Below are 18,339 nucleotides of genomic sequence, written 5' to 3'. Positions count from 1 at the left end.
TTACGCCGCGTCGTCCACCAGCACCGGGCCGGAATCCTTGCCGCGCGCGTCGACGTCACGGTCGACGAACTCGATGACCGCCAGGGGGGCGTTGTCGCCGTAGCGGAAGCCGGCCTTCATGATGCGGCAGTAGCCGCCCGGGCGGGTGTTGTAGCGCGGGCCGATCACGGCGAAGAGCTTGCGGACCATCGCCTCGTCGCGGATCTGCGACATGGCGAGGCGGCGCGCATGCAGGCTGTCGGTCTTGCCGAGGGTGATCAGCTTCTCGATGACCGGACGCAGGTCCTTGGCCTTCGGCAGGGTGGTGACGATCTGCTCGTGCTTGATCAGCGCGGCCGACATGTTGGCGAACATCGCCTTGCGGTGCTCGGTGGTGCGGTTGAAACGACGACCGCGAAATCCATGACGCATGATGGCTGTCCTTGGTTGATGGCCGCCGTGCCACGGTACGGCCAAGCGCCCCTCCGAATCACTCTTCGGGGCTGTTCATTCCGCATAACCCCGCGGCGGGATTCGTGTCGGAGTTCGCGTCGAACGAACCCCGATGGTGTCTGCCGAACCGGCGGCGCCGAGATGCGCCGCCACGTCATGGCCGAGGCGGCTTGCCTCAGTAATGCTCTTCGAAGCGCTTGGCGAGATCCTCGATGTTCTCCGGCGGCCAGCCGGGGATGTCCATGCCGAGGTGGAGGCCCATCGCAGCGAGGACCTCCTTGATCTCGTTGAGCGACTTGCGGCCGAAGTTCGGGGTGCGCAGCATCTCGCCCTCGGACTTCTGGATGAGGTCGCCGATGTAGACGATGTTGTCGTTCTTCAGGCAGTTCGCCGAACGCACCGAGAGCTCGAGCTCGTCGACCTTCTTGAGCAGGGCCGGGTTGAAAGGAAGCTGCGGCGCGAGCGGCTGGGCCTCCTCCTTGCGGGGCTCCTCGAAGTTCACGAACACCTGGAGCTGGTCCTGGATGATGCGCGCGGCATAGGCCAGGGCATCCTCGGGCGACACGGCGCCGTTGGTCTCGATCGTCATCGTCAGCTTGTCCTTGTCGAGATCCTGGCCCTCGCGGGTGGTCTCGATGCGATAGGACACCTTCGTGACCGGCGAGAACAGCGCATCGACCGGGATCAGGCCGATCGGCGCATCCTCGGGACGGTTGCGCTCGGCCGGAACGTAGCCCTTGCCGGTGGCGACGGTGAACTCCATCCGGATCTCCGCGCCGTCGTCCAGCGTGCAGATCACAAGGTCGGGATTCAGGATCTGGACGTCGCCCACCGTGCCGATGTCACCGGCGGTGACGACGCCAGGGCCGGTCTTGCGCAGGGTCAGGCGCTTGGGGGCCTCGGTCTGCGAGCGGATGGCGATCGTCTTGATGTTGAGGACGATGTCGGTGACATCCTCGCGCACGCCGGGGATCGAGGAGAATTCGTGCAGCACGCCGTCGATCTGCACGGAGGTCACGGCCGCGCCCTGGAGCGAGGACAGCAGCACGCGGCGCAGCGAGTTGCCGAGCGTGGTGCCGAAGCCGCGCTCGAGGGGCTCGGCGACGACGGTGGCGACCCGCTTGGGGTCGTGCCCGGTCGAGACCTGGAGCTTGTTCGGCTTGATGAGCTCTTGCCAGTTCTTCTGAATGACCACGATGCTACCTCTCGCAAGATCGGCGCGGGCCACATGGGTGGTCCACGCATTGCCCGTCGACACCGCGCCATCGGCGCCCGGCGGGCTGGAAACTGATGCGTCCGCGTCGGGCGCGGACCGTTACTGGGCCGCGACCCAGAGCTCCGGAACGAAACTGTAGGCGGCCCCGTCCCGGGCGACGTAGCCCAGAGCCGGAAACTCCAGATGGGCGCCCGCCACGAAGGTCCGGTCGCTTGAGACGGCGTCGAGCATCCGGCGACGCACGGCGCGTGCCTGATCCTCGTCGACGTCGAAGACCATACCGGCTTCCGGCTGCTTGAACTGGATCGCCGGCAGGTGAACGATGTCCGCCCACATCAAAAGCGACGCGTCGCCCGACGTGATGCGGTAGCCGGTATGGCCGGGCGTATGGCCCGGCAGCGGGATCGCCTCGACACCCGGTGCCACGTTGCCACCCGTGATCGTGCGCAGACGCTGCCCGTAGGGGGTGGTGGCCTGGCGCGCCATGTCGAAGTACGGCTTCGCCTCGTCCGGCGCACGCGAAAAAGCGCCGTCGTCGAGCCAGTGCGCGGCTTCGTCGGCATGAACCACGAGTTCGGCATTCGGATAGGCTGCCGTACCGTCTTCCCGGATCAGGCCACCAGCATGATCGGGATGCAGGTGCGTCAGCAGCACGGTCTCGATGCTGTCCGGCGCGATGCCGGCCGCCGCGAGGGCCGCCGGAACGCGACCGAGGGACGGGCCACCGAAATGGCCCATCCCGCTGTCGATGAGAAGCGGGTTGCGCCCGGGACCCGTGATCAGGAAGGCGTTGAGCGTGATCCGGGGATCCTGCGCGCGAAAGCCGGCGGCCTGTAGGGCGCCGGCCTCCGCACGATCGATCCCGGTGACGAGATCCAGCGACCCCTGGAGGTAGCCGTCATTCATCACCGTGATCGTCAGATCACCCAAGCTCCACCGCAGCACACCCGGAAGCGGATTCTGAGCATTCGACACGCGTGTCTCCGTAACAGGCCTCAAAAAGTTCGCGACGGCGTCGGCTCAGACGCGACGACGCTTGCGCGGACGGCAACCATTGTGCGGGATCGACGTCACGTCACGGATCGACGTGACGGTGAAGCCGGCGGCCTGCAGCGCGCGCAGGGCGGACTCACGACCCGAACCCGGACCGGAGACCTCGACCTCGAGGGTGCGCATGCCGTGCTCGGCGGCCTTGCGGGCGGCATCCTCGGCCGCGACCTGGGCAGCGTACGGGGTCGACTTGCGCGACCCCTTGAAGCCCATGGCGCCGGCGGACGACCACGAGATGGTGTTGCCCTGGGCGTCGGTAATGGTGACCATCGTGTTGTTGAACGACGCGTTCACGTGCGCGACGCCCGAGACGATGTTCTTGCGTTCGCGGCGACGGACGCGGGTGGTTTCCTTGGCCATGTGTACTTTCGTCCTTCAGGCGCGCCCGTCATTCCAGGCGCTCGGGAGTCTTCTGCGATGCGGAGGGCGCGGTGTTCGATTGCCGGGCCGCGGCGCGGGCTAACGCGCACGGTTCACCGGGCGCGATGGTCGGGAGGCCGCGCGCGGCACGACCTCCCAAAGCGAGAGGCTTACTTCTTCTTGCCGGCGATCGGCTTGGACTTGCCCTTGCGGGTGCGCGCATTGGTGTGCGTGCGCTGGCCGCGGACGGGCAGGTTGCGGCGGTGGCGCAGGCCACGATAGCAGCCGAGATCCATGAGGCGCTTGATGTTCATCGAGACTTCGCGGCGCAAGTCGCCCTCGACGATGTAGTCGCGATCGATGGTCTCGCGGATCGACAGCACCTCGGCGTCGGTCAACTGATTGACGCGACGCTCGGCCGGGATCCCGACCTTGCCGGTGATTTCCTCGGCCTTCTTAGGGCCGATGCCGTGAATGTACTGCAGCGCGATGACGACGCGCTTGTTGGTCGGGATGTTAACGCCAGCGATACGAGCCAAGGTGTCTCTCCATGAGGCGCCGGACCTGAGGCCGGGCCGAGTGTCACACGCGTCCGGTGGAGACCGGCCCCTGCGCGCCGTCCAAAACGACAAATCGGCCCGCATCGGCCTCTTGGAGAGGCGATCCGGACCCACTTCCTCTGAACGAAGACCGGCCCACTAGCGCGGGCCGGGGGGTGTGTCAACCCTGATAAAGCGGCGAGCCCGGCTCGATCCCGGCTCCGTGGCCGCGCCGGAAAGGTCCGGTCAGGACTCCGCCGACGCGGTGTGGCGGTCCAGGATCGTCACCAGATCCTGGGTGACGGCATCGACCGGCTTCATGCCGTCGATGGTCTGCAGAAGGCCGGTGCCGGCATAGTAGTCGGACAGGGGCGCGGTCTGCTTCCGATACGCGTCGAGGCGGGTCTTGAAGACCTCGGGCGTGTCGTCCTTGCGCACGGGCTGACCGCGGGCCGCCGTTTCCTCGGCGCGCTTGGCGATTCGGCCTACCAGCGCCTCCTCGTCCACGGCGAATTCGATGACGGTGTCGAGGGCGATGCCCTTCTGGGACAGCATCGCATCGAGGGCCTTGGCCTGCTCCACCGTGCGGGGGAAACCGTCAAGGATGAAGCCGGGCTTGGCATCCGCTTCCTCGATGCGATCGGCCACGATCCCGACCACGATCGCATCGGAGACGAGGCCACCGGATTCCATCACGCTCTTGGCCTGTAGGCCCACCGGCGTGCCGGCGGCGACGGCCGCACGCAGCATGTCGCCGGTGGAGAGCTGAGGAATGCCATACCGTGCCACGATCCGCTCGGACTGCGTCCCCTTCCCCGCGCCGGGCGGCCCAAGCAGGATGATGCGCATGGTGTCGTTTCCTCAGGTCCGGTCTGCTTGGATATCCGGCGATCCTGCTCGGCGCCGGCTTTCAGAACTCTAGCAAGGGCCGCGGCGGCCCTGAAGCCCGCCGCGCGTTCCCGTCAGCGCCGGCGGGTCGCCCCGCGCAGCTTCGCCTTCTTGACGAGGCCTTCGTACTGATGGGCCATCAGGTGCCCGTGAATTTGCGCCACCGTATCCATCGTCACGGAGACCACGATGAGCAGGGAGGTGCCGCCGAAGCCGATGGCGGCCGAGGAATACGAAGCCAGGATTTCGGGCACCAGGCAGACGAATGTCAGGTACAGCGCCCCGATCAGGGTGATGCGGGTCAGGACCTTGTCGATGAAGGCCGCGGTCCGCTCACCCGGGCGGATGCCGGGAATGAAGCCGCCATGCTTCTTCAGGTTGTCTGCCGTTTCCTCAGGATTGAAGACCACGGCCGTGTAAAAGAACGCGAAGAAGATGATCAGGGCGGCGTAGAGCACCATGTAGAGCGGCCGGCCGTGACCGATATAGGTCGTGATCGTGGCCAGGATTCCGGTGCCGCCGTTATTGGCCGAGAAGCTCGCCACGGTGGCGGGCAGGAGCAGCAGCGACGAGGCGAAGATCGGCGGGATGACGCCGGCGGTGTTAAGCTTCAGCGGCAGGAACGAGGTCTGGCCCTCGTACATCCGATTGCCGACCTGGCGCTTCGGATAGTTGATGAGCAGGCGGCGCTGCGCGCGCTCCATGAACACGATGAAGTAGACGAGCGCGACGGCGGCGACGCCCATGCCGAGGATGACGGCCGAGGAAAGCGCACCGGTACGGCTCAGCTCCAGGGCGCCAACGATCGCCACCGGAAGATGGGCGACGATGCCCGCGAAGATGATCAGCGAGGAGCCGTTACCGATGCCGCGCGAAGTGATCTGCTCGCCGATCCACATCAGGAACAGCGTGCCGCCCGTCAGGGTGATGACGGTGGACAGGATGAAGAACGGACCGGGCTCGATGGCCGCGCTCGATCCCTGGAGGCCGAAGGCGATGCCCCAGGACTGCACCAGCGCCAGCACCACCGTGAGGTAGCGGGTGTACTGGTTGATGACCTTGCGGCCCGACTCACCCTCCTTCTTCAGCGTCTCGAGGCTCGGGATCACCGAGGTCAGAAGCTGGATGATGATGGAGGCCGAGATATAGGGCATGATGTTGAGCGCGAAGATCGCCATGCGCTCGACGGCACCGCCGGAGAACATGTTGAACAGCCCGAGCACGCCGCCCGATTGCTGCTGGAAGTTCCGCGCGAACTGTTCCGGGTCGATGCCCGGGATCGGGATGTAGGTCCCGAGGCGGAACACGATGAGCGCACCCAGCGTGAACCAGATGCGCTTCTTGAGCTCGTCGGCCTTGGCGATGGCCCCGAAATTGAGGTTCGCGGCAAGCTGCTCGGCGGCTGAGGCCATGGCACCGGTTCCTAGAGATGGATCACATGAGGGCGGGTCGTCTTCTCCGGCGAGAAGAGGCCGCTCCCTGATAAAACGGGAACGGCGGCCGCGCGCGAGGTCGCACGGGCCGCCGCTCAGAGCTTCGACTTAAAGTCAGTCGCGTGACTACGCAACCACGCGGGCAGGCTTGCCACGGGTGGAGACGCCGTCGCCGTAGGTCACGGTGACCGACCCGCCAGCCTTCTCGACACCCTCGATCGCCGACTTCGACGCGCGCGTGACCTCGAAGGTCAGCTTGGTGGTGAGCTCGCCTACGCCGAGGAGCTTCACGCCGTCACGGGCACGGGCGCAGATGCCGGCAGCGATCAGCATCTCGACGGTGACGGTGGCGCCCGCCTCGATCCGGCCGGCATCGACAGCCTGTTGGACGCGACCGAGATTCACCTCGTTCAGGTCCGTGGAGTACAGGTTGTTGAAGCCGCGCTTCGGAAGGCGACGATGCAGCGGCATCTGGCCACCCTCGAAGCCCTTGATGGAAACGCCGGTGCGGGCCTTCTGACCCTTCACGCCGCGTCCTGCGGTCTTGCCCTTGCCGGAGCCGATGCCCCGTCCGACGCGCATCCGGTTCTTGGTGGCGCCGTCGTTGTCGCGGAGTTCGTTCAGTTTCATGATGCCCTCCCTCAGGCCGCGTCGCCAAGGACGCGCACGAGGTGCTGCACCTTGCGGATCATGCCGCGCACGGAGGGGGTATCCTCCAGCTCGGAAACCCGGTGCAGCTTGTTGAGCTTGAGGCCGATCAGCGTCGCGCGCTGGTCGCCTTCGCGGCGGATCGGAGACCCGATCTGCTCGATGCGGAGAGTCTTCTGTGCCATTGGACCCTCCCCTTACGCGACGGCGGCTTCGGACATGTCGGACGGATCGGCATCACGGCGCCGGGCCTGGAGGGCCGACACCTTGAGTCCGCGACGGGCCGCGACGGAGCGCGGGCTGTCTTCGTTCTTGAGCGCCTCGAACGTGGCGCGCACGAGGTTGTAGGGGTTCGAGGAGCCGAGGCTCTTGGCCACCACGTCCTGCATACCCAGCGTCTCGAAGACGGCGCGCATCGGGCCGCCGGCGATGATGCCGGTTCCCTGGGGGGCGGCGCGGAGGATGACCTTGCCGGCGCCGTGACGACCGTAGACGTCGTGGTGCAGGGTACGACCTTCGCGGAGCGCGACGCGGACGAGGCCACGCTTGGCGGCTTCGGTCGCCTTGCGGATCGCCTCGGGAACCTCACGGGCCTTGCCGTGGCCGAAGCCGACGCGGCCCTTCTGGTCGCCCACGACGACGAGCGCGGCGAAGCCGAAGCGACGTCCGCCCTTCACCACCTTGGCGACGCGGTTGATGTGGACGAGCTTGTCCACGAACTCGCTGTCGCGCTCCTCGCGCTCATCGCGGCGGCCGCGGCCACCGCCTTCACGTTCACGTGCCATACTGAATATCCATCTCACTGACGCGGGTGGCGGACCCGCTCGCTTGAATCGTCCGGAACGGAGAGCGGCGGGCGCCGCCCTCCTCCGCCATTCTTAGAACTCGAGGCCACCCTCGCGGGCGGCGTCGGCAAGAGCTTTGACGCGCCCGTGGTAGAGATAACCCGAGCGATCGAAGATCACCTGGGTGACGCCCGCAGCCTTGGCGCGCTCGGCGACGAGCTTACCAACGGCCTGGGCGGCCGAGACGTCGGCACCGGTCTTGAGGCCGGTGCGGAGATCCTTGTCGAGGCTCGAGGCCGACGCGAGGGTCTTACCCGCGGCGTCGTCGATCACCTGGACGTAGATCTGCTTCGAGGAACGGAACACCGAGAGCCGGGGCCGTCCATTGGCCGCCGCCCGCAGCGCGCGGCGCACACGCGCCTTGCGGCGGTCGAGTGCATCGATTTTGCGTGACATGTTCGGCGGCCCTTACTTCTTCTTGCCTTCCTTGCGGAAGATGAACTCGCCCGCGTACTTCACGCCCTTGCCCTTGTAGGGCTCGGGACCGCGATAGTCGCGGATCTCGGCGGCCACCTGGCCGACCACCTGCCGGTCGATGCCGGAGATGACGATCTCGGTGGGCTTCGGCACCGCGATCGTGATCCCCGCGGGGATCTCGTACTCGATGTCGTGGCTGTAGCCGAGCGAGAGCTTCAGAGCCTTGCCGGCCATCGCGGCGCGGTAACCCACGCCGGTGATCTCGAGCTTCTTCTCGAAGCCCTTGGAGACGCCCTCGACGAGGTTCGCCACCTGAGCGCGGGAGGTGCCCCAGAGCGAGCGCGCCTCCTTGGTCTGGTTCTTAGGCTGCACCGAGACGGCGCCGTCCTCGAACTTCACGTCGACCACATTAGGAACGACGTACTGGAGCTCGCCCTTGGAGCCCTTCATCTTCACCGTTTGACCGGTCACCGTGGCCGTCACACCGGACGGGACGGGAACGGGCTTCTTGCCTACGCGAGACATCGCCTTATTCCTCCAAGTCCGAGATCAGAACACCTTGCAGAGCACTTCGCCGCCGACGTTGCGCTCGCGCGCCTCGTGGTCGGCCATGACGCCCTGCGGGGTGGACACGATGGTGACGCCGAGACCGTCGGCGACGCGCGGCAACTCGCCGACCGACGAGTAGACGCGGCGGCCGGGCTTCGACACGCGCTGGATCGAGCGGATGACGGGCTGGCCGTCGTAGTACTTCAGCTCGATGGCGAACTCGGTGCGGCCGTTGCCGTAATCCGTGGTCGCGTAGTCGCGGATGTAGCCCTCGGATTTGAGGACGTCGAGCACGCTGGCACGCAGGCGGGAGCCGGGCGTCTGGACGACGTTGCGGCGGCGCTGCTGACCATTGCGGATGCGGGTGAGCATATCACCCACGGGATCGTTGACCATGGTGGTTGCTCCTTACCAGCTCGACTTGACGAGACCGGGGATCAGACCCTGGTTGCCGAGTTCGCGCAGCGCGATGCGCGAGATGCCCATCTTGCGATAGAAAGCGCGCGGACGGCCGGTCATGCCGCAGCGGTTGCGGATGCGGGTGGGGGACGAATTGCGGGGCAGCTCCGCGAGCTTGAGGCGCGCCTCGAAGCGCTCCTCCATCTCGAGGGACTCGTCATTCGCCGTGGCAAGCAGCGCCTTGCGCTTGGGGGCGTAGAGCTTCACCAGCGCTTCGCGGTGCTTGTTCTTCTCGATCGAGCTTTTCTTTGCCATTTCTCTCTCCGGTGTCCGCGTCTGAGACCCTAACGGGGGCTCACTGCCGGAACGGGAATCGGAACTGCGTGAGGAGCGCGCGCGCCTCAGCATCGGTGCGGGCCGTCGTCTGGATGACGATGTCCATGCCCCAGGTGGCCTCGGCCTTGTCGTACGAGATCTCCGGGAACACGAGGTGCTCCTTGAGGCCCAGCGCGTAGTTGCCGTTGCCGTCGAAGGAGCGCGGGTTCAGGCCGCGGAAATCGCGGACGCGCGGGAGCGCGATCGTGATCAGGCGATCCATGAACTCGTACATGCGCTGCTTGCGTAGCGTGACCTTGCAGCCGATCGGCATGCCCTCGCGCACCTTGAAGGTCGCGATGGCCTTGCGGGCCTTGGTGATGACCGGCTTCTGGCCGGCGATGAGGGCCAGGTCGCCGGCGGCGACGGACGCCTTCTTCGAATCGGCCGTCGACTCGCCGACGCCCATGTTGATCACGATCTTCTCGATGACCGGAACCTGCATGGGGTTCTTATAGCCGAACTCTTCGATCAGCTTCTGGCGCACCACTTCGTCGTAGTGCTTGCGCAGGCGCGGGGTGTACCCGTCAGCATTCTTCTCAGCCATCGATCTGGTCCCCCGTGGTCTTGGCGAAGCGGACCTTGCGGCCGTCTTCGAGGATGCGGAAACCCACGCGAGTCGGCTTGCCGTTCGCGTCCTGCAACGCGAGATTCGAGAGCTGGATCGCAGCTTCCTTGGAGACGATGCCGCCTTCCTGGTTCTGCGTCTGCTTCTGGTGCTTCTTCACGAGGTTGATGCCGCGTACGAACGCGCGATCTTCCTTCGGGAGAACCTGGATGACCTCGCCGGAGCGACCCTTGTCGCGACCGGTGAGGACGACGACCTTGTCGCCTTTCTTGACCTTAGCGGCCATCACAGCACCTCCGGCGCGAGCGAGATGATCTTCATGTGATTGCGGGCGCGCAGCTCGCGGGGCACCGGTCCGAAGATACGGGTCCCGATCGGCTCCTTCTGATTGTTGATCAGAACGGCGGCGTTCTTGTCGAAGCGGATCACCGAACCGTCGGCACGCTTCACTTCCTTGGCGGTGCGCACGACGACCGCCTTCATGACGTCGCCCTTCTTCACGCGACCCCGTGGAATCGCTTCCTTGACCGAGACCACGATGATGTCGCCGACGCCGGCATACTTACGCTTCGACCCGCCCAGAACCTTGATGCACATCACACGGCGTGCACCCGAGTTGTCGGCGACGTCCAGATTCGTCTGCATCTGGATCACGGGCAGTGACCTTTCTTTGTTTCAGGCGGGTTTCCGCACGCGGACGGTATTGCCCGGCGGACGACGCCTGAGGGGGATCTGATGTCCCCGGCTCATATGAAGCACCGCGCAATCGGTGTTTTTGGACACCGGCGCGGTCACCGCGTTCGAAAGGCGCGAACACCCTTCTCAACTGTCGCGAAGGCATGCCCACTACACCAGCGAACTGCAGGACGCAAGGCCGAACACGCGCGGACCCAAACCGTGCCGGGGGCTCAGAGATCTTCCCCGCACCCGTCCGGGACAGGCACTCTGGCGCGTTCGGTGAGCTTGAAGGTATTCGACGGGCCAGTGATCCGGCGGCCGATCCGGTTTGCGCTGCCGGCGGCTTCGCCGAGGACATCCGAGATAGTCGCTCGGTCCACCATATCGTCCCGCCCCGCAAAGGAGAAACTCTGGGCCAGGAGCCGGGCCGTCTCCTTCACGAAGGCGGCGCTCCGGCCGCCCGACAATGCGAGCGCCTCGTCGATCGCGCCTTCCTCGCACTCCAGGGACACCCCATAGAGTGCGACGAGCCGGCCCCTGCGAGACGTATCCGGATCTACGATCTCGATGGCCTTGTCTGCGCGCCCCGGACGCGACACGAGGGCGTCCTTAAACTCGTCGGGACGGTTGCCCCCGCGGCCCGAATCACGCAGGGAAAGCCCGCGCAAATTCGAACGATTCGACGTCAGGCAGGTTCACGATCTCGACCTGCGAGAGCTCGATCTCTCGAAGGATGCTGTATTGCGAAAACAGCACCACCACGGGTCGATCCGCGACCTTGACGAGCCGGAGCCCATTGTCGAGGGCCGCGAACAGCTCGGCTTCACCGACATCCGTGTCGCGACCCTGCAGCGGAAGCATGGAGAAGGCTTGGCCGTGCTACCAAACAAGGTGGCTCGGAATTCGTCAGGGGCAGCTGATCGGAGACCTGGTGCACCCCCAGCAGTCCTGGGCTGGCAATGCGACCTCGGCGACGATCGCGGTCTGCAGGTCCGGCCGGAGAGGGATGCCGAATTGCCGGCGCGCGCTGACGATCCCGTCGAGCTGCTCCGCTCCGAAAAGAGCCACGAGGATTTCCACCGCTATCCTTAAGCGATGCGGGTGATGCCGGACGGGACCGCAATCATGCGCTCCCCCGAGCAATACGGCACGAAAAAACGGGCGCAGAAGACTGCGCCCGTATTTAGAGTTCCGGTGCTGTCGGTTCACGCCTCGGCGGCGGGAGTCTCCGACGTGGCGCCGGACACCAGCTGCCAGGTCTTGGTCTTCGAGAACGGACGGCACTCCTCGATCGACACGGTCTGGCCGACCTTGGCGACGTTGGCTTCGTCATGGGCGTGGTAATTCTTCGAGCGACGGACGGTCTTCTTCATCACCGGATGGGTGAAGCGACGCTCCACCTTCACGACGATGGTCTTCTCGGCCTTGTCGCTGACGACGACGCCCTGCAATACGCGCTTCGGCATGGTGTACTCCTCAGGCCTGCGCCGACTTCAGCGTCTTCTGACGCTGGAGTGTACGAACGCGGGCGATATCGCGGCGGACTTCGCGGACGCGCGCGACGTTCTCAAGCTGGCCGGTGGCGCCTTGGAAGCGCAGGTTGAACTGCTCCTTCTTCAGGTTCAACAGCTCATCGGTCAGCTGATCGGGTGACAGGGCGGCCAGATCCGACTGTCTCTGCGACGACTTCATGATCCCCTCCCTCAATCAGCGATGCGCTGAACGACGCGCGTGCGGATCGGGAGCTTCGCCGCGCCGAGGCGCAGGGCCTCCTTCGCAACGTCCTCGGCCACGCCGTCGACTTCGAACATGATACGTCCGGGATGCACGCGGGCAGCCCAGAACTCGGGTGCACCCTTACCGGAGCCCATGCGGACTTCGGTGGGCTTGGCCGTGACAGGGACATCCGGAAAGATCCGGATCCAGACACGGCCCTGGCGCTTCATCTCACGGGTGATCGCGCGGCGGGCCGCTTCGATCTGGCGCGCGGTAATGCGCTCGGGCTCGACGGCCTTCAGGCCGAAGGTCCCGAAGTTGAGGTCGAAGCCGCCCTTGGCCGCACCGTGGATGCGACCCTTGAACTGCTTACGAAACCTGGTCTTCTTGGGTTGCAACATGGCAGCCTCTCAACACCTTTCTGGGTGACGGGGTCACGAACGCGCCGTCAGGCGTGTTCGCGCCGGCCGCGCTCGCGGCCACCCTCACCATCGCGCTCGCGACGGCCGCCCGAACGGCCACCCTCTTCCTGCGCCTTCTTATCCTGTGCCATCGGGTCGTGCTCGAGGATCTCGCCCTTGAACACCCACACCTTGATGCCGCACGTCCCATAGGTCGTGAAGGCGGTGGCGACGCCGTAATCGACGTCGGCGCGGAGGGTATGCAGGGGCACGCGGCCCTCACGGTACCACTCCTGGCGCGCGATCTCGGCGCCGCCGAGCCGGCCCGAGCAGTTGATCCGGATGCCCTCGGCACCGAGACGCATCGCCGACTGAACGGCGCGCTTCATGGCGCGACGGAAGGCGACGCGGCGCTCGAGCTGCTGGGCGATCGAGTCGGCCACCAAGGTGGCGTCGATCTCGGGCTTGCGCACCTCGACGATGTTGATCGTCACGTCGGCCTTGGTGAGCGTGCCCACCAGCTTGCGCAGCTTCTCGATGTCGGCGCCCTTCTTGCCGATGACCACGCCCGGACGGCCCGAGTGGATGGTGACGCGGCACTTCCGGTGCGGACGCTCGATGACGATCTTCGAGACGGCAGCCTGCTTGAGCTGCTTCATGAGGGCGGCGCGGATCGCGACGTCCTCGTGCATGAGCTTGGCGTATTCACCCTTCTGGGCGAACCAGCGGGAGTCCCAGGTCCGGTTGATACCGAGCCGCAGACCGATCGGATTGACTTTCTGGCCCATCAGGTCCTCCTCACGCCGCTTCGGCGGTCGGGACTTCGCGCACCACGATGGTGAGGTTCGCGAAGGGCTTCAGGATACGGGCGCCGCGGCCACGGGCACGAGCGTGGAAACGCTTGAGCACGAGAGCCTTGCCGACGAAGGCCTGGGAGACGACGAGATCGTCGACGTCCAGGTTGTGGTTGTTCTCGGCATTGGCGATGGCGCTCTCGAGGCACTTCTTGACCTCGCGGGCGATCCGCTTGCGGGAGAATTCGAGATCGGCCAGAGCCGAGTCGACCTTCTTACCGCGAATGAGCTGCGCGACGAGATTGAGCTTCTGCGGGCTGACGCGCAGCATGCGCGCGACGGCCTGAGCCTCGTTCTCGGGGAGCGCGCGGGGAGTGGCGGGCTTGCCCATGATCAGCGCCTCTTCGACTTCTTGTCGGCTGCGTGACCGTGGAAGGTGCGGGTCGGCGAGAACTCGCCGAACTTGTGGCCGACCATTTCCTCGGAGACGTAGACCGGGATGTGCTTCTGCCCGTTGTGCACACCGAAGGTGAGGCCAACGAACTGCGGCAGGATCGTGGAGCGGCGGCTCCAGATCTTGATGACTTCGTTACGGCTGGAACCGCGAGCGGCTTCAGCCTTCTTGAGGAGGTAGCCGTCGATGAACGGCCCCTTCCAGAGCGAGCGTGCCATGGGCGTTACTTCTTACGGTTATGACGGCTGGACAGGATGAAGACGTCGGTCCGCTTGTTCGAGCGGGTCTTCTTCCCCTTCGTGGGAACGCCCCAGGGCGTGACCGGGTTACGGCCGCCCGAAGTGCGTCCCTCGCCGCCGCCGTGCGGGTGGTCGACCGGATTCATGGCAACGCCGCGAACGTGCGGGCGCTTGCCGAGCCAGCGATTGCGGCCGGCCTTGCCGAGCGAGATGTTCATGTGGTCCGGGTTCGACACCGCGCCGACGCTGGCGAAGCACTGGCCGTGGACCAGACGCTGCTCACCGGAATTCAGGCGGAGCGTCACGTAGCCCTGATCGCGGCCGACGATCTGGGCGTAGTTGCCCGCAGAGCGGGCGATCGCGCCGCCCTTGCCGATCTTGAGCTCAACGTTGTGAACGATCGTGCCCACCGGCATGTTGCCGACCGGACCGGCATTGCCGGGCTTGATGTCGACCTGCTCGGCAGCCACGACCTTGTCGCCGGGCGACAGGCGCTGCGGAGCCAGGATGTAGCTCTGCGTGCCGTCGGGGAAGGCGATCAAGGCGATGAACGCAGTGCGGTTGGGATCGTACTCGATCCGCTCGACCGTGGCGGACACGCCCATCTGCTCGCGACGCTTGAAGTCCACGTTGCGGAGCGTACGCTTGTGACCGCCGCCGCGGAAGCGGACCGTGATGCGGCCGAGGTTGTTGCGGCCGCCGGACGACGACTTGCCCTCGGTGAGCTTCTTGACCGGCTTGCCCTTGTAGAGCTCACGGCGGTCGACGAGCACGAGCTGGCGAAGGCTCGGCGTGACCGGTTTGAATGTCTTCAAGGCCATCGGTGGTAATCCTTAACCCGACTTGTCTCAGAGGCCGGTCGTGACGTCGATCGTCTCACCCTCGGCGAGGGTCACGATCGCTTTCTTCACGTCCGAGCGCTGTCCGCGAAGCCCGCGGAAGATCTTCTTCTTGCCCTTGGTGACAAGCGTGTTCACGCCCGTGACCTTGACGTCGAACAGCTTCTCAACCGCTTCCTTGATCTGCGGCTTGGTCGCCTTCGGGGAAACCCGGAACACGACCTTGTTCTGCTCGGTGAGGTTCGTCGCCTTCTCGGTGATGACCGGGGAGACGATGATGTCGTAGTGGCGCGGATCGGCACTCATTGGAAACGCGCCTCCAGCGCATCGATCGCTGCGCGGGTCAGCACGAGCTTCTCGCGACGCAGGATATCGTACACGTTGATGCCCTGGATCGGCAGCACGTCGATCTGCGGGATGTTGCGAGCGGCACGTGCGAAGTTCACGTCCACTTCCGCACCGGCGATGATCAGGGCGCTGGACAGGCCCATCTTCTCGAACCGCTCGACGAGCGACTTCGTCTTGCCCTCGGCGAGCTTCACGTCGTCGACGATGATGAGGGTGGAATCCTTCACCTTCGCGGACAATGCGTGCTTCAGGGCGAGCGCGCGGACCTTCTTGGGCAGATCGTGGGCATGGCTGCGCACGACCGGACCGAAGGCGCGTCCACCGCCGCGGAACTGCGGAGCGGAAGCGGCGCCGTGGCGAGCGTTACCCGTGCCCTTCTGCTTGTACAGCTTCTTGCGCGTCCGGTTCACATCCGAGCGGTTCTTGACCGCATGGGTGCCGGCCTGGCGCTTGGCGAGCTGCCAGCGAACCATGCGCTGGAGCAGGTCGACGCGGGGCTCGAGACCGAAGATGGTCTCATCCAGGTCGACGGAACCGGCACCGGCGCCATCGAGCGTGGTGATATCGAGCTTCATCACGCGTTCTCCTCGGAAGCGGGAGCCTCGGGAGCCGGCGCTTCGGTGGCGGGAGCGGATGCGCCCTGCTCACGGAACTTGCCAGGCTGCGGAACGTCCGCGGGGAGCTTGCGCTTCACCGCGTCGCGGATCTGGATCCAGCCGCCGGCGACGCCGGGAACGGCGCCTTCGACGAGGATGAGGCCGCGCTCAGGATCCGTACGCACGACGCGCAGGTTCTGGGTCGTGACCCGGTCGACGCCCATATGGCCGGGCATCTTCTTGTTCTTGAAGGTCTTGCCCGGGTCCTGGCGGCCACCGGTCGAACCGATCGAACGGTGCGAGATGGACACGCCGTGGGTGGCGCGCAGACCGCCGAAGTTCCAGCGCTTCATGCCGCCGGCGAACCCCTTACCCGTGGTGGTGCCCGTCACGTCGACGAACTGGCCCGGGATGAAGTGATCGGCCGTGATCTCCGCGCCGACCGGGATCAGCTTGTCCTCGGACACGCGGAACTCGGCGAGCTTCTGCTTGGGCTCGACCTTGGCGACTGCGAACCGGCCGCGCTCGGCAGCCGACACGTTCTTCACCTTGGCCTTGCCGACGCCGACCTGAAGGGCGACGTAGCCGTTCTTCTCGACGGTACGGTGGGCAACCACCTGACATTGATCGATTTTAAGCACGGTGACGGGGACATGTTCGCCTGCATCCGTAAAGATGCGGGTCATGCCGACCTTCTGTGCGATGACGCCTGAGCGCATAGGTGTCTCCCTCGCGCGATTCTACGGTAAGCTCTAAATCCCCGCGGGACTTAGAGCTTGATCTCCACGTCCACGCCGGCGGCGAGGTCGAGCTTCATCAGCGCGTCCACGGTCTGGGGCGTCGGATCGACGATATCGAGGACGCGCTTGTGGGTGCGCATCTCGAACTGCTCGCGCGACTTCTTGTCGATGTGGGGCGAGCGGTTGACGGTGAACTTCTCGATATGCGTCGGAAGCGGGATGGGGCCACGGATCGTGGCGCCGGTGCGCTTGGCCGTCGAGACGATCTCGCGGGTCGACGCATCGAGGATGCGATGGTCGAACGCCTTGAGGCGGATACGAATATTCTGACCGTTCATGACCTGAAACCTTGGCGGGGCGATGGGGGGCGGGCGCGAGGACCCGCCCCTCAATCGTTCCCTGCAGACGTGACCGTGAGGACGGACGATTACTCGTTGATGGCGGCGACGACGCCTGCGCCGACGGTGCGTCCGCCTTCACGGATGGCGAAGCGCAGCTTCTCTTCCATGGCCACCGGCACGATCAGGGTGCCAAGGTCTCGCCGCAGATGGATCTGGAAGCGGTCCTCNTACTCGTTGATGGCGGCGACGACGCCTGCGCCGACGGTGCGTCCGCCTTCACGGATGGCGAAGCGCAGCTTCTCTTCCATGGCCACCGGCACGATCAGGGTGACGTCCATGGTCACGCTGTCGCCGGGCATCACCATCTCGGTGCCCTCGGGCAGCACGCACACGCCGGTCACGTCCGTGGTGCGGAAGTAGAACTGCGGGCGGTAGTTGGTGAAGAACGGCGTGTGGCGGCCGCCCTCCTCCTTGGTGAGGATGTAGGCCTCGGCCTTGAACTTGGTGTGGGGCTTGACCGAGCCGGGCTTGCACACGACCTGGCCGCGCTCCACGTCCTCGCGCTTGGTGCCGCGCAGCAGCACGCCGACGTTGTCGCCCGCCTGGCCCTGGTCGAGCAGCTTGCGGAACATCTCGACGCCCGTGACCGTCGTGGTCTGGGTGTCGCGGATGCCCACGATCTCCACCGTCTCGCCGACCTTGACGATGCCGCGCTCCACGCGACCCGTCACCACCGTGCCGCGGCCCGAGATCGAGAACACGTCCTCGATGGGCATCAGGAACGGCTTGTCGATCGGACGCTCCGGCTGCGGGATGTAGGCGTCCACGCTCGCCATCAGCGCCAGCACGGCGTCGTGGCCGATCGCCTTGTCGCCGTTGTCCAGCGCCACCTTGGCCGAACCCTTGGTGATCGGGATGTCGTCGCCGGGGAAGTCGTACTTGGAGAGGAGCTCGCGCACCTCCATCTCGACGAGCTCGAGGAGCTCGGCGTCGTCGACGAGGTCGACCTTGTTCAGGAACACCACCAGCGCCGGAACGCCGACCTGGCGGGCCAGAAGGATGTGCTCGCGCGTCTGCGGCATCGGGCCGTCGGCCGCCGACACCACCAGGATCGCGCCGTCCATCTGCGCCGCGCCCGTGATCATGTTCTTCACGTAGTCGGCGTGACCGGGGCAATCCACGTGCGCGTAGTGCCGGTTCGTGGTCTCGTACTCCACGTGCGCCGTCGAGATCGTGATCCCGCGCGCCTTCTCCTCCGGCGCCTTGTCGATCTGGTCGTAGGCCGTGAACGTCGCTCCGCCCGTCTCGGCCAGAACCTTCGTGATCGCCGCCGTCAACGACGTCTTGCCGTGATCCACGTGACCGATCGTGCCAATGTTGCAGTGCGGCTTCGTACGCGCGAATTTCTCTTTGGCCATCGTCTCTTTCCTGCGACCGGGCGGAAGCGCGGCGACGCAGCGTGTGCCTCCGGCTC

General features: G+C 65.8%; 32 protein-coding genes. All 32 read right to left on the bottom strand.

All coding sequences use genetic code 11. The features are described 5' to 3' along the window. On the bottom strand, positions 1-411 hold the full coding sequence (rplQ, locus tag ASG63_RS18590) for a 50S ribosomal protein L17 (RefSeq protein WP_055949338.1): 411 nt from the start codon (positions 409-411) through the stop codon (positions 1-3). 196 nt (positions 412-607) lie between these two features. Further along, the gene (locus ASG63_RS18585; RefSeq protein ID WP_055949333.1) at positions 608-1,627 is read right to left on the bottom strand and encodes a DNA-directed RNA polymerase subunit alpha; all 1,020 of its coding nucleotides are present in this window, start codon (positions 1,625-1,627) and stop codon (positions 608-610) included. Positions 1,628-1,747: 120 nt separating this feature from the next. After that, positions 1,748-2,623 carry an MBL fold metallo-hydrolase gene (locus tag ASG63_RS18580; RefSeq protein WP_056219901.1) on the bottom strand — a complete coding sequence of 292 codons (876 nt, stop codon included), beginning with the start codon at positions 2,621-2,623 and terminating at the stop codon, positions 1,748-1,750. A gap of 45 nt (positions 2,624-2,668) precedes the next feature. Next, the gene (rpsK, locus tag ASG63_RS18575; protein ID WP_055949325.1) at positions 2,669-3,058 is read right to left on the bottom strand and encodes a 30S ribosomal protein S11; all 390 of its coding nucleotides are present in this window, start codon (positions 3,056-3,058) and stop codon (positions 2,669-2,671) included. 170 nt (positions 3,059-3,228) lie between these two features. Continuing rightward, the gene (rpsM, locus tag ASG63_RS18570; protein ID WP_019904471.1) at positions 3,229-3,597 is read right to left on the bottom strand and encodes a 30S ribosomal protein S13; all 369 of its coding nucleotides are present in this window, start codon (positions 3,595-3,597) and stop codon (positions 3,229-3,231) included. Between the two features lie 246 nt (positions 3,598-3,843). Further along, on the bottom strand, positions 3,844-4,446 hold the full coding sequence (locus ASG63_RS18565; RefSeq protein WP_056219898.1) for an adenylate kinase: 603 nt from the start codon (positions 4,444-4,446) through the stop codon (positions 3,844-3,846). Between the two features lie 113 nt (positions 4,447-4,559). Continuing rightward, positions 4,560-5,897: a preprotein translocase subunit SecY gene (secY, locus tag ASG63_RS18560; RefSeq protein WP_056219895.1), complete on the bottom strand. Its 1,338-nt coding sequence runs from the start codon at positions 5,895-5,897 to the stop codon at positions 4,560-4,562. A gap of 147 nt (positions 5,898-6,044) precedes the next feature. Next, on the bottom strand, positions 6,045-6,548 hold the full coding sequence (gene rplO / locus ASG63_RS18555) for a 50S ribosomal protein L15 (protein ID WP_056219892.1): 504 nt from the start codon (positions 6,546-6,548) through the stop codon (positions 6,045-6,047). 11 nt (positions 6,549-6,559) lie between these two features. After that, positions 6,560-6,751 (bottom strand): 50S ribosomal protein L30, encoded by a 192-nt coding sequence (gene rpmD / locus ASG63_RS18550; RefSeq protein ID WP_055949314.1) that lies wholly within the window; start codon positions 6,749-6,751, stop codon positions 6,560-6,562. A 12-nt stretch (positions 6,752-6,763) separates the two neighbouring features. Next, positions 6,764-7,351, bottom strand: coding sequence for a 30S ribosomal protein S5 (gene rpsE, locus ASG63_RS18545; protein WP_055949312.1), 588 nt, complete (start codon positions 7,349-7,351; stop codon positions 6,764-6,766). 93 nt (positions 7,352-7,444) lie between these two features. Beyond that, positions 7,445-7,807: a 50S ribosomal protein L18 gene (gene rplR, locus ASG63_RS18540; RefSeq protein WP_056219889.1), complete on the bottom strand. Its 363-nt coding sequence runs from the start codon at positions 7,805-7,807 to the stop codon at positions 7,445-7,447. Positions 7,808-7,819: 12 nt separating this feature from the next. Further along, positions 7,820-8,353: a 50S ribosomal protein L6 gene (rplF, locus tag ASG63_RS18535; protein ID WP_055949306.1), complete on the bottom strand. Its 534-nt coding sequence runs from the start codon at positions 8,351-8,353 to the stop codon at positions 7,820-7,822. 24 nt (positions 8,354-8,377) lie between these two features. Then, entirely contained in the window at positions 8,378-8,773 is a 396-nt protein-coding gene (rpsH, locus tag ASG63_RS18530; RefSeq protein ID WP_055881679.1) for a 30S ribosomal protein S8, read from the bottom strand. A 12-nt stretch (positions 8,774-8,785) separates the two neighbouring features. Further along, complete coding sequence (gene rpsN, locus ASG63_RS18525) at positions 8,786-9,091, bottom strand: 30S ribosomal protein S14 (protein ID WP_056183527.1); 306 nt, start codon at positions 9,089-9,091, stop codon at positions 8,786-8,788. Positions 9,092-9,131: 40 nt separating this feature from the next. Then, complete coding sequence (rplE, locus tag ASG63_RS18520; protein ID WP_056219886.1) at positions 9,132-9,698, bottom strand: 50S ribosomal protein L5; 567 nt, start codon at positions 9,696-9,698, stop codon at positions 9,132-9,134. After that, a complete protein-coding gene (rplX, locus tag ASG63_RS18515; protein WP_056219883.1) occupies positions 9,691-10,005 on the bottom strand; it encodes a 50S ribosomal protein L24 in 315 nt (104 codons plus the stop codon). Before rplX ends, rplE begins: the two co-directional genes overlap by 8 nt. Beyond that, positions 10,005-10,373 (bottom strand): 50S ribosomal protein L14, encoded by a 369-nt coding sequence (gene rplN / locus ASG63_RS18510; RefSeq protein WP_018044219.1) that lies wholly within the window; start codon positions 10,371-10,373, stop codon positions 10,005-10,007. Before rplN ends, rplX begins: the two co-directional genes overlap by 1 nt. Before the next feature lie 254 nt (positions 10,374-10,627). Continuing rightward, complete coding sequence (locus ASG63_RS25525; RefSeq protein ID WP_056219880.1) at positions 10,628-11,065, bottom strand: hypothetical protein; 438 nt, start codon at positions 11,063-11,065, stop codon at positions 10,628-10,630. Beyond that, positions 11,043-11,258 carry a hypothetical protein gene (locus ASG63_RS25520; protein WP_056219875.1) on the bottom strand — a complete coding sequence of 72 codons (216 nt, stop codon included), beginning with the start codon at positions 11,256-11,258 and terminating at the stop codon, positions 11,043-11,045. The genes ASG63_RS25525 and ASG63_RS25520 overlap by 23 nt, the downstream gene beginning before the upstream one ends. Positions 11,259-11,602: 344 nt before the next feature. Continuing rightward, the gene (rpsQ, locus tag ASG63_RS18495; protein WP_056219872.1) at positions 11,603-11,863 is read right to left on the bottom strand and encodes a 30S ribosomal protein S17; all 261 of its coding nucleotides are present in this window, start codon (positions 11,861-11,863) and stop codon (positions 11,603-11,605) included. A 10-nt stretch (positions 11,864-11,873) separates the two neighbouring features. Beyond that, positions 11,874-12,089, bottom strand: coding sequence for a 50S ribosomal protein L29 (gene rpmC / locus ASG63_RS18490; RefSeq protein ID WP_056219869.1), 216 nt, complete (start codon positions 12,087-12,089; stop codon positions 11,874-11,876). Between the two features lie 11 nt (positions 12,090-12,100). Beyond that, the gene (gene rplP / locus ASG63_RS18485; RefSeq protein ID WP_055949287.1) at positions 12,101-12,514 is read right to left on the bottom strand and encodes a 50S ribosomal protein L16; all 414 of its coding nucleotides are present in this window, start codon (positions 12,512-12,514) and stop codon (positions 12,101-12,103) included. 47 nt (positions 12,515-12,561) lie between these two features. Next, complete coding sequence (rpsC, locus tag ASG63_RS18480) at positions 12,562-13,302, bottom strand: 30S ribosomal protein S3 (RefSeq protein ID WP_055949284.1); 741 nt, start codon at positions 13,300-13,302, stop codon at positions 12,562-12,564. A 10-nt stretch (positions 13,303-13,312) separates the two neighbouring features. After that, positions 13,313-13,699 carry a 50S ribosomal protein L22 gene (gene rplV / locus ASG63_RS18475; protein WP_055949281.1) on the bottom strand — a complete coding sequence of 129 codons (387 nt, stop codon included), beginning with the start codon at positions 13,697-13,699 and terminating at the stop codon, positions 13,313-13,315. 2 nt (positions 13,700-13,701) lie between these two features. Beyond that, positions 13,702-13,980 (bottom strand): 30S ribosomal protein S19, encoded by a 279-nt coding sequence (rpsS, locus tag ASG63_RS18470; RefSeq protein ID WP_055949278.1) that lies wholly within the window; start codon positions 13,978-13,980, stop codon positions 13,702-13,704. A gap of 5 nt (positions 13,981-13,985) precedes the next feature. Further along, the gene (rplB, locus tag ASG63_RS18465) at positions 13,986-14,822 is read right to left on the bottom strand and encodes a 50S ribosomal protein L2 (RefSeq protein ID WP_056219866.1); all 837 of its coding nucleotides are present in this window, start codon (positions 14,820-14,822) and stop codon (positions 13,986-13,988) included. A gap of 27 nt (positions 14,823-14,849) precedes the next feature. Then, positions 14,850-15,146, bottom strand: a complete 297-nt coding sequence (locus ASG63_RS18460; protein WP_018044227.1) for a 50S ribosomal protein L23 — start codon at positions 15,144-15,146, stop codon at positions 14,850-14,852. After that, positions 15,143-15,763 carry a 50S ribosomal protein L4 gene (rplD, locus tag ASG63_RS18455; RefSeq protein WP_056219863.1) on the bottom strand — a complete coding sequence of 207 codons (621 nt, stop codon included), beginning with the start codon at positions 15,761-15,763 and terminating at the stop codon, positions 15,143-15,145. Before rplD ends, ASG63_RS18460 begins: the two co-directional genes overlap by 4 nt. Continuing rightward, on the bottom strand, positions 15,763-16,503 hold the full coding sequence (rplC, locus tag ASG63_RS18450; protein WP_055949264.1) for a 50S ribosomal protein L3: 741 nt from the start codon (positions 16,501-16,503) through the stop codon (positions 15,763-15,765). Before rplC ends, rplD begins: the two co-directional genes overlap by 1 nt. Positions 16,504-16,553: 50 nt before the next feature. Then, a complete protein-coding gene (gene rpsJ, locus ASG63_RS18445) occupies positions 16,554-16,862 on the bottom strand; it encodes a 30S ribosomal protein S10 (RefSeq protein ID WP_018044230.1) in 309 nt (102 codons plus the stop codon). An 89-nt stretch (positions 16,863-16,951) separates the two neighbouring features. Continuing rightward, on the bottom strand, positions 16,952-17,050 hold the full coding sequence (locus ASG63_RS27115; RefSeq protein ID WP_443189818.1) for a hypothetical protein: 99 nt from the start codon (positions 17,048-17,050) through the stop codon (positions 16,952-16,954). 43 nt (positions 17,051-17,093) lie between these two features. Further along, the coding region (gene tuf / locus ASG63_RS18440; protein ID WP_055949261.1) for an elongation factor Tu at positions 17,094-18,283 on the bottom strand (1,190 nt) is incomplete at its 3' end. Between the last annotated feature and the right edge of the window lie 56 nt (positions 18,284-18,339).

Source organism: Methylobacterium sp. Leaf94 (assembly GCF_001426045.1).
Classification (GTDB): domain Bacteria; phylum Pseudomonadota; class Alphaproteobacteria; order Rhizobiales; family Beijerinckiaceae; genus Methylobacterium.
Note: the sequence above shows the minus strand (reverse complement) of the source record. Positions and strands in the feature narration are given on the sequence as shown.

Coding starts and splice junctions, on each gene's coding strand:
- rplV (WP_055949281.1), bottom strand. CDS start 13,699: ATGGGCAAGCCCGCCACTCCCCGCGCGCTCCCCGAGAACGAGGCTCAG.
- ASG63_RS18460 (WP_018044227.1), bottom strand. CDS start 15,146: ATGAGTGCCGATCCGCGCCACTACGACATCATCGTCTCCCCGGTCATC.
- rpsS (WP_055949278.1), bottom strand. CDS start 13,980: ATGGCACGCTCGCTCTGGAAGGGGCCGTTCATCGACGGCTACCTCCTC.
- rplE (WP_056219886.1), bottom strand. CDS start 9,698: ATGGCTGAGAAGAATGCTGACGGGTACACCCCGCGCCTGCGCAAGCAC.
- rpsN (WP_056183527.1), bottom strand. CDS start 9,091: ATGGCAAAGAAAAGCTCGATCGAGAAGAACAAGCACCGCGAAGCGCTG.
- rplP (WP_055949287.1), bottom strand. CDS start 12,514: ATGTTGCAACCCAAGAAGACCAGGTTTCGTAAGCAGTTCAAGGGTCGC.
- rplQ (WP_055949338.1), bottom strand. CDS start 411: ATGCGTCATGGATTTCGCGGTCGTCGTTTCAACCGCACCACCGAGCAC.
- rplR (WP_056219889.1), bottom strand. CDS start 7,807: ATGTCACGCAAAATCGATGCACTCGACCGCCGCAAGGCGCGTGTGCGC.
- rplD (WP_056219863.1), bottom strand. CDS start 15,763: ATGAAGCTCGATATCACCACGCTCGATGGCGCCGGTGCCGGTTCCGTC.
- ASG63_RS18565 (WP_056219898.1), bottom strand. CDS start 4,446: ATGCGCATCATCCTGCTTGGGCCGCCCGGCGCGGGGAAGGGGACGCAG.
- rplC (WP_055949264.1), bottom strand. CDS start 16,503: ATGCGCTCAGGCGTCATCGCACAGAAGGTCGGCATGACCCGCATCTTT.
- ASG63_RS25520 (WP_056219875.1), bottom strand. CDS start 11,258: ATGCTTCCGCTGCAGGGTCGCGACACGGATGTCGGTGAAGCCGAGCTG.
- rplF (WP_055949306.1), bottom strand. CDS start 8,353: ATGTCTCGCGTAGGCAAGAAGCCCGTTCCCGTCCCGTCCGGTGTGACG.
- rplB (WP_056219866.1), bottom strand. CDS start 14,822: ATGGCCTTGAAGACATTCAAACCGGTCACGCCGAGCCTTCGCCAGCTC.
- rpsQ (WP_056219872.1), bottom strand. CDS start 11,863: ATGCCGAAGCGCGTATTGCAGGGCGTCGTCGTCAGCGACAAGGCCGAG.
- rpmC (WP_056219869.1), bottom strand. CDS start 12,089: ATGAAGTCGTCGCAGAGACAGTCGGATCTGGCCGCCCTGTCACCCGAT.
- rpmD (WP_055949314.1), bottom strand. CDS start 6,751: ATGGCACAGAAGACTCTCCGCATCGAGCAGATCGGGTCTCCGATCCGC.
- rpsE (WP_055949312.1), bottom strand. CDS start 7,351: ATGGCACGTGAACGTGAAGGCGGTGGCCGCGGCCGCCGCGATGAGCGC.
- rplO (WP_056219892.1), bottom strand. CDS start 6,548: ATGAAACTGAACGAACTCCGCGACAACGACGGCGCCACCAAGAACCGG.
- rpsK (WP_055949325.1), bottom strand. CDS start 3,058: ATGGCCAAGGAAACCACCCGCGTCCGTCGCCGCGAACGCAAGAACATC.
- rplX (WP_056219883.1), bottom strand. CDS start 10,005: ATGGCCGCTAAGGTCAAGAAAGGCGACAAGGTCGTCGTCCTCACCGGT.
- rpsC (WP_055949284.1), bottom strand. CDS start 13,302: ATGGGCCAGAAAGTCAATCCGATCGGTCTGCGGCTCGGTATCAACCGG.
- rpsH (WP_055881679.1), bottom strand. CDS start 8,773: ATGGTCAACGATCCCGTGGGTGATATGCTCACCCGCATCCGCAATGGT.
- secY (WP_056219895.1), bottom strand. CDS start 5,897: ATGGCCTCAGCCGCCGAGCAGCTTGCCGCGAACCTCAATTTCGGGGCC.
- rpsJ (WP_018044230.1), bottom strand. CDS start 16,862: ATGAACGGTCAGAATATTCGTATCCGCCTCAAGGCGTTCGACCATCGC.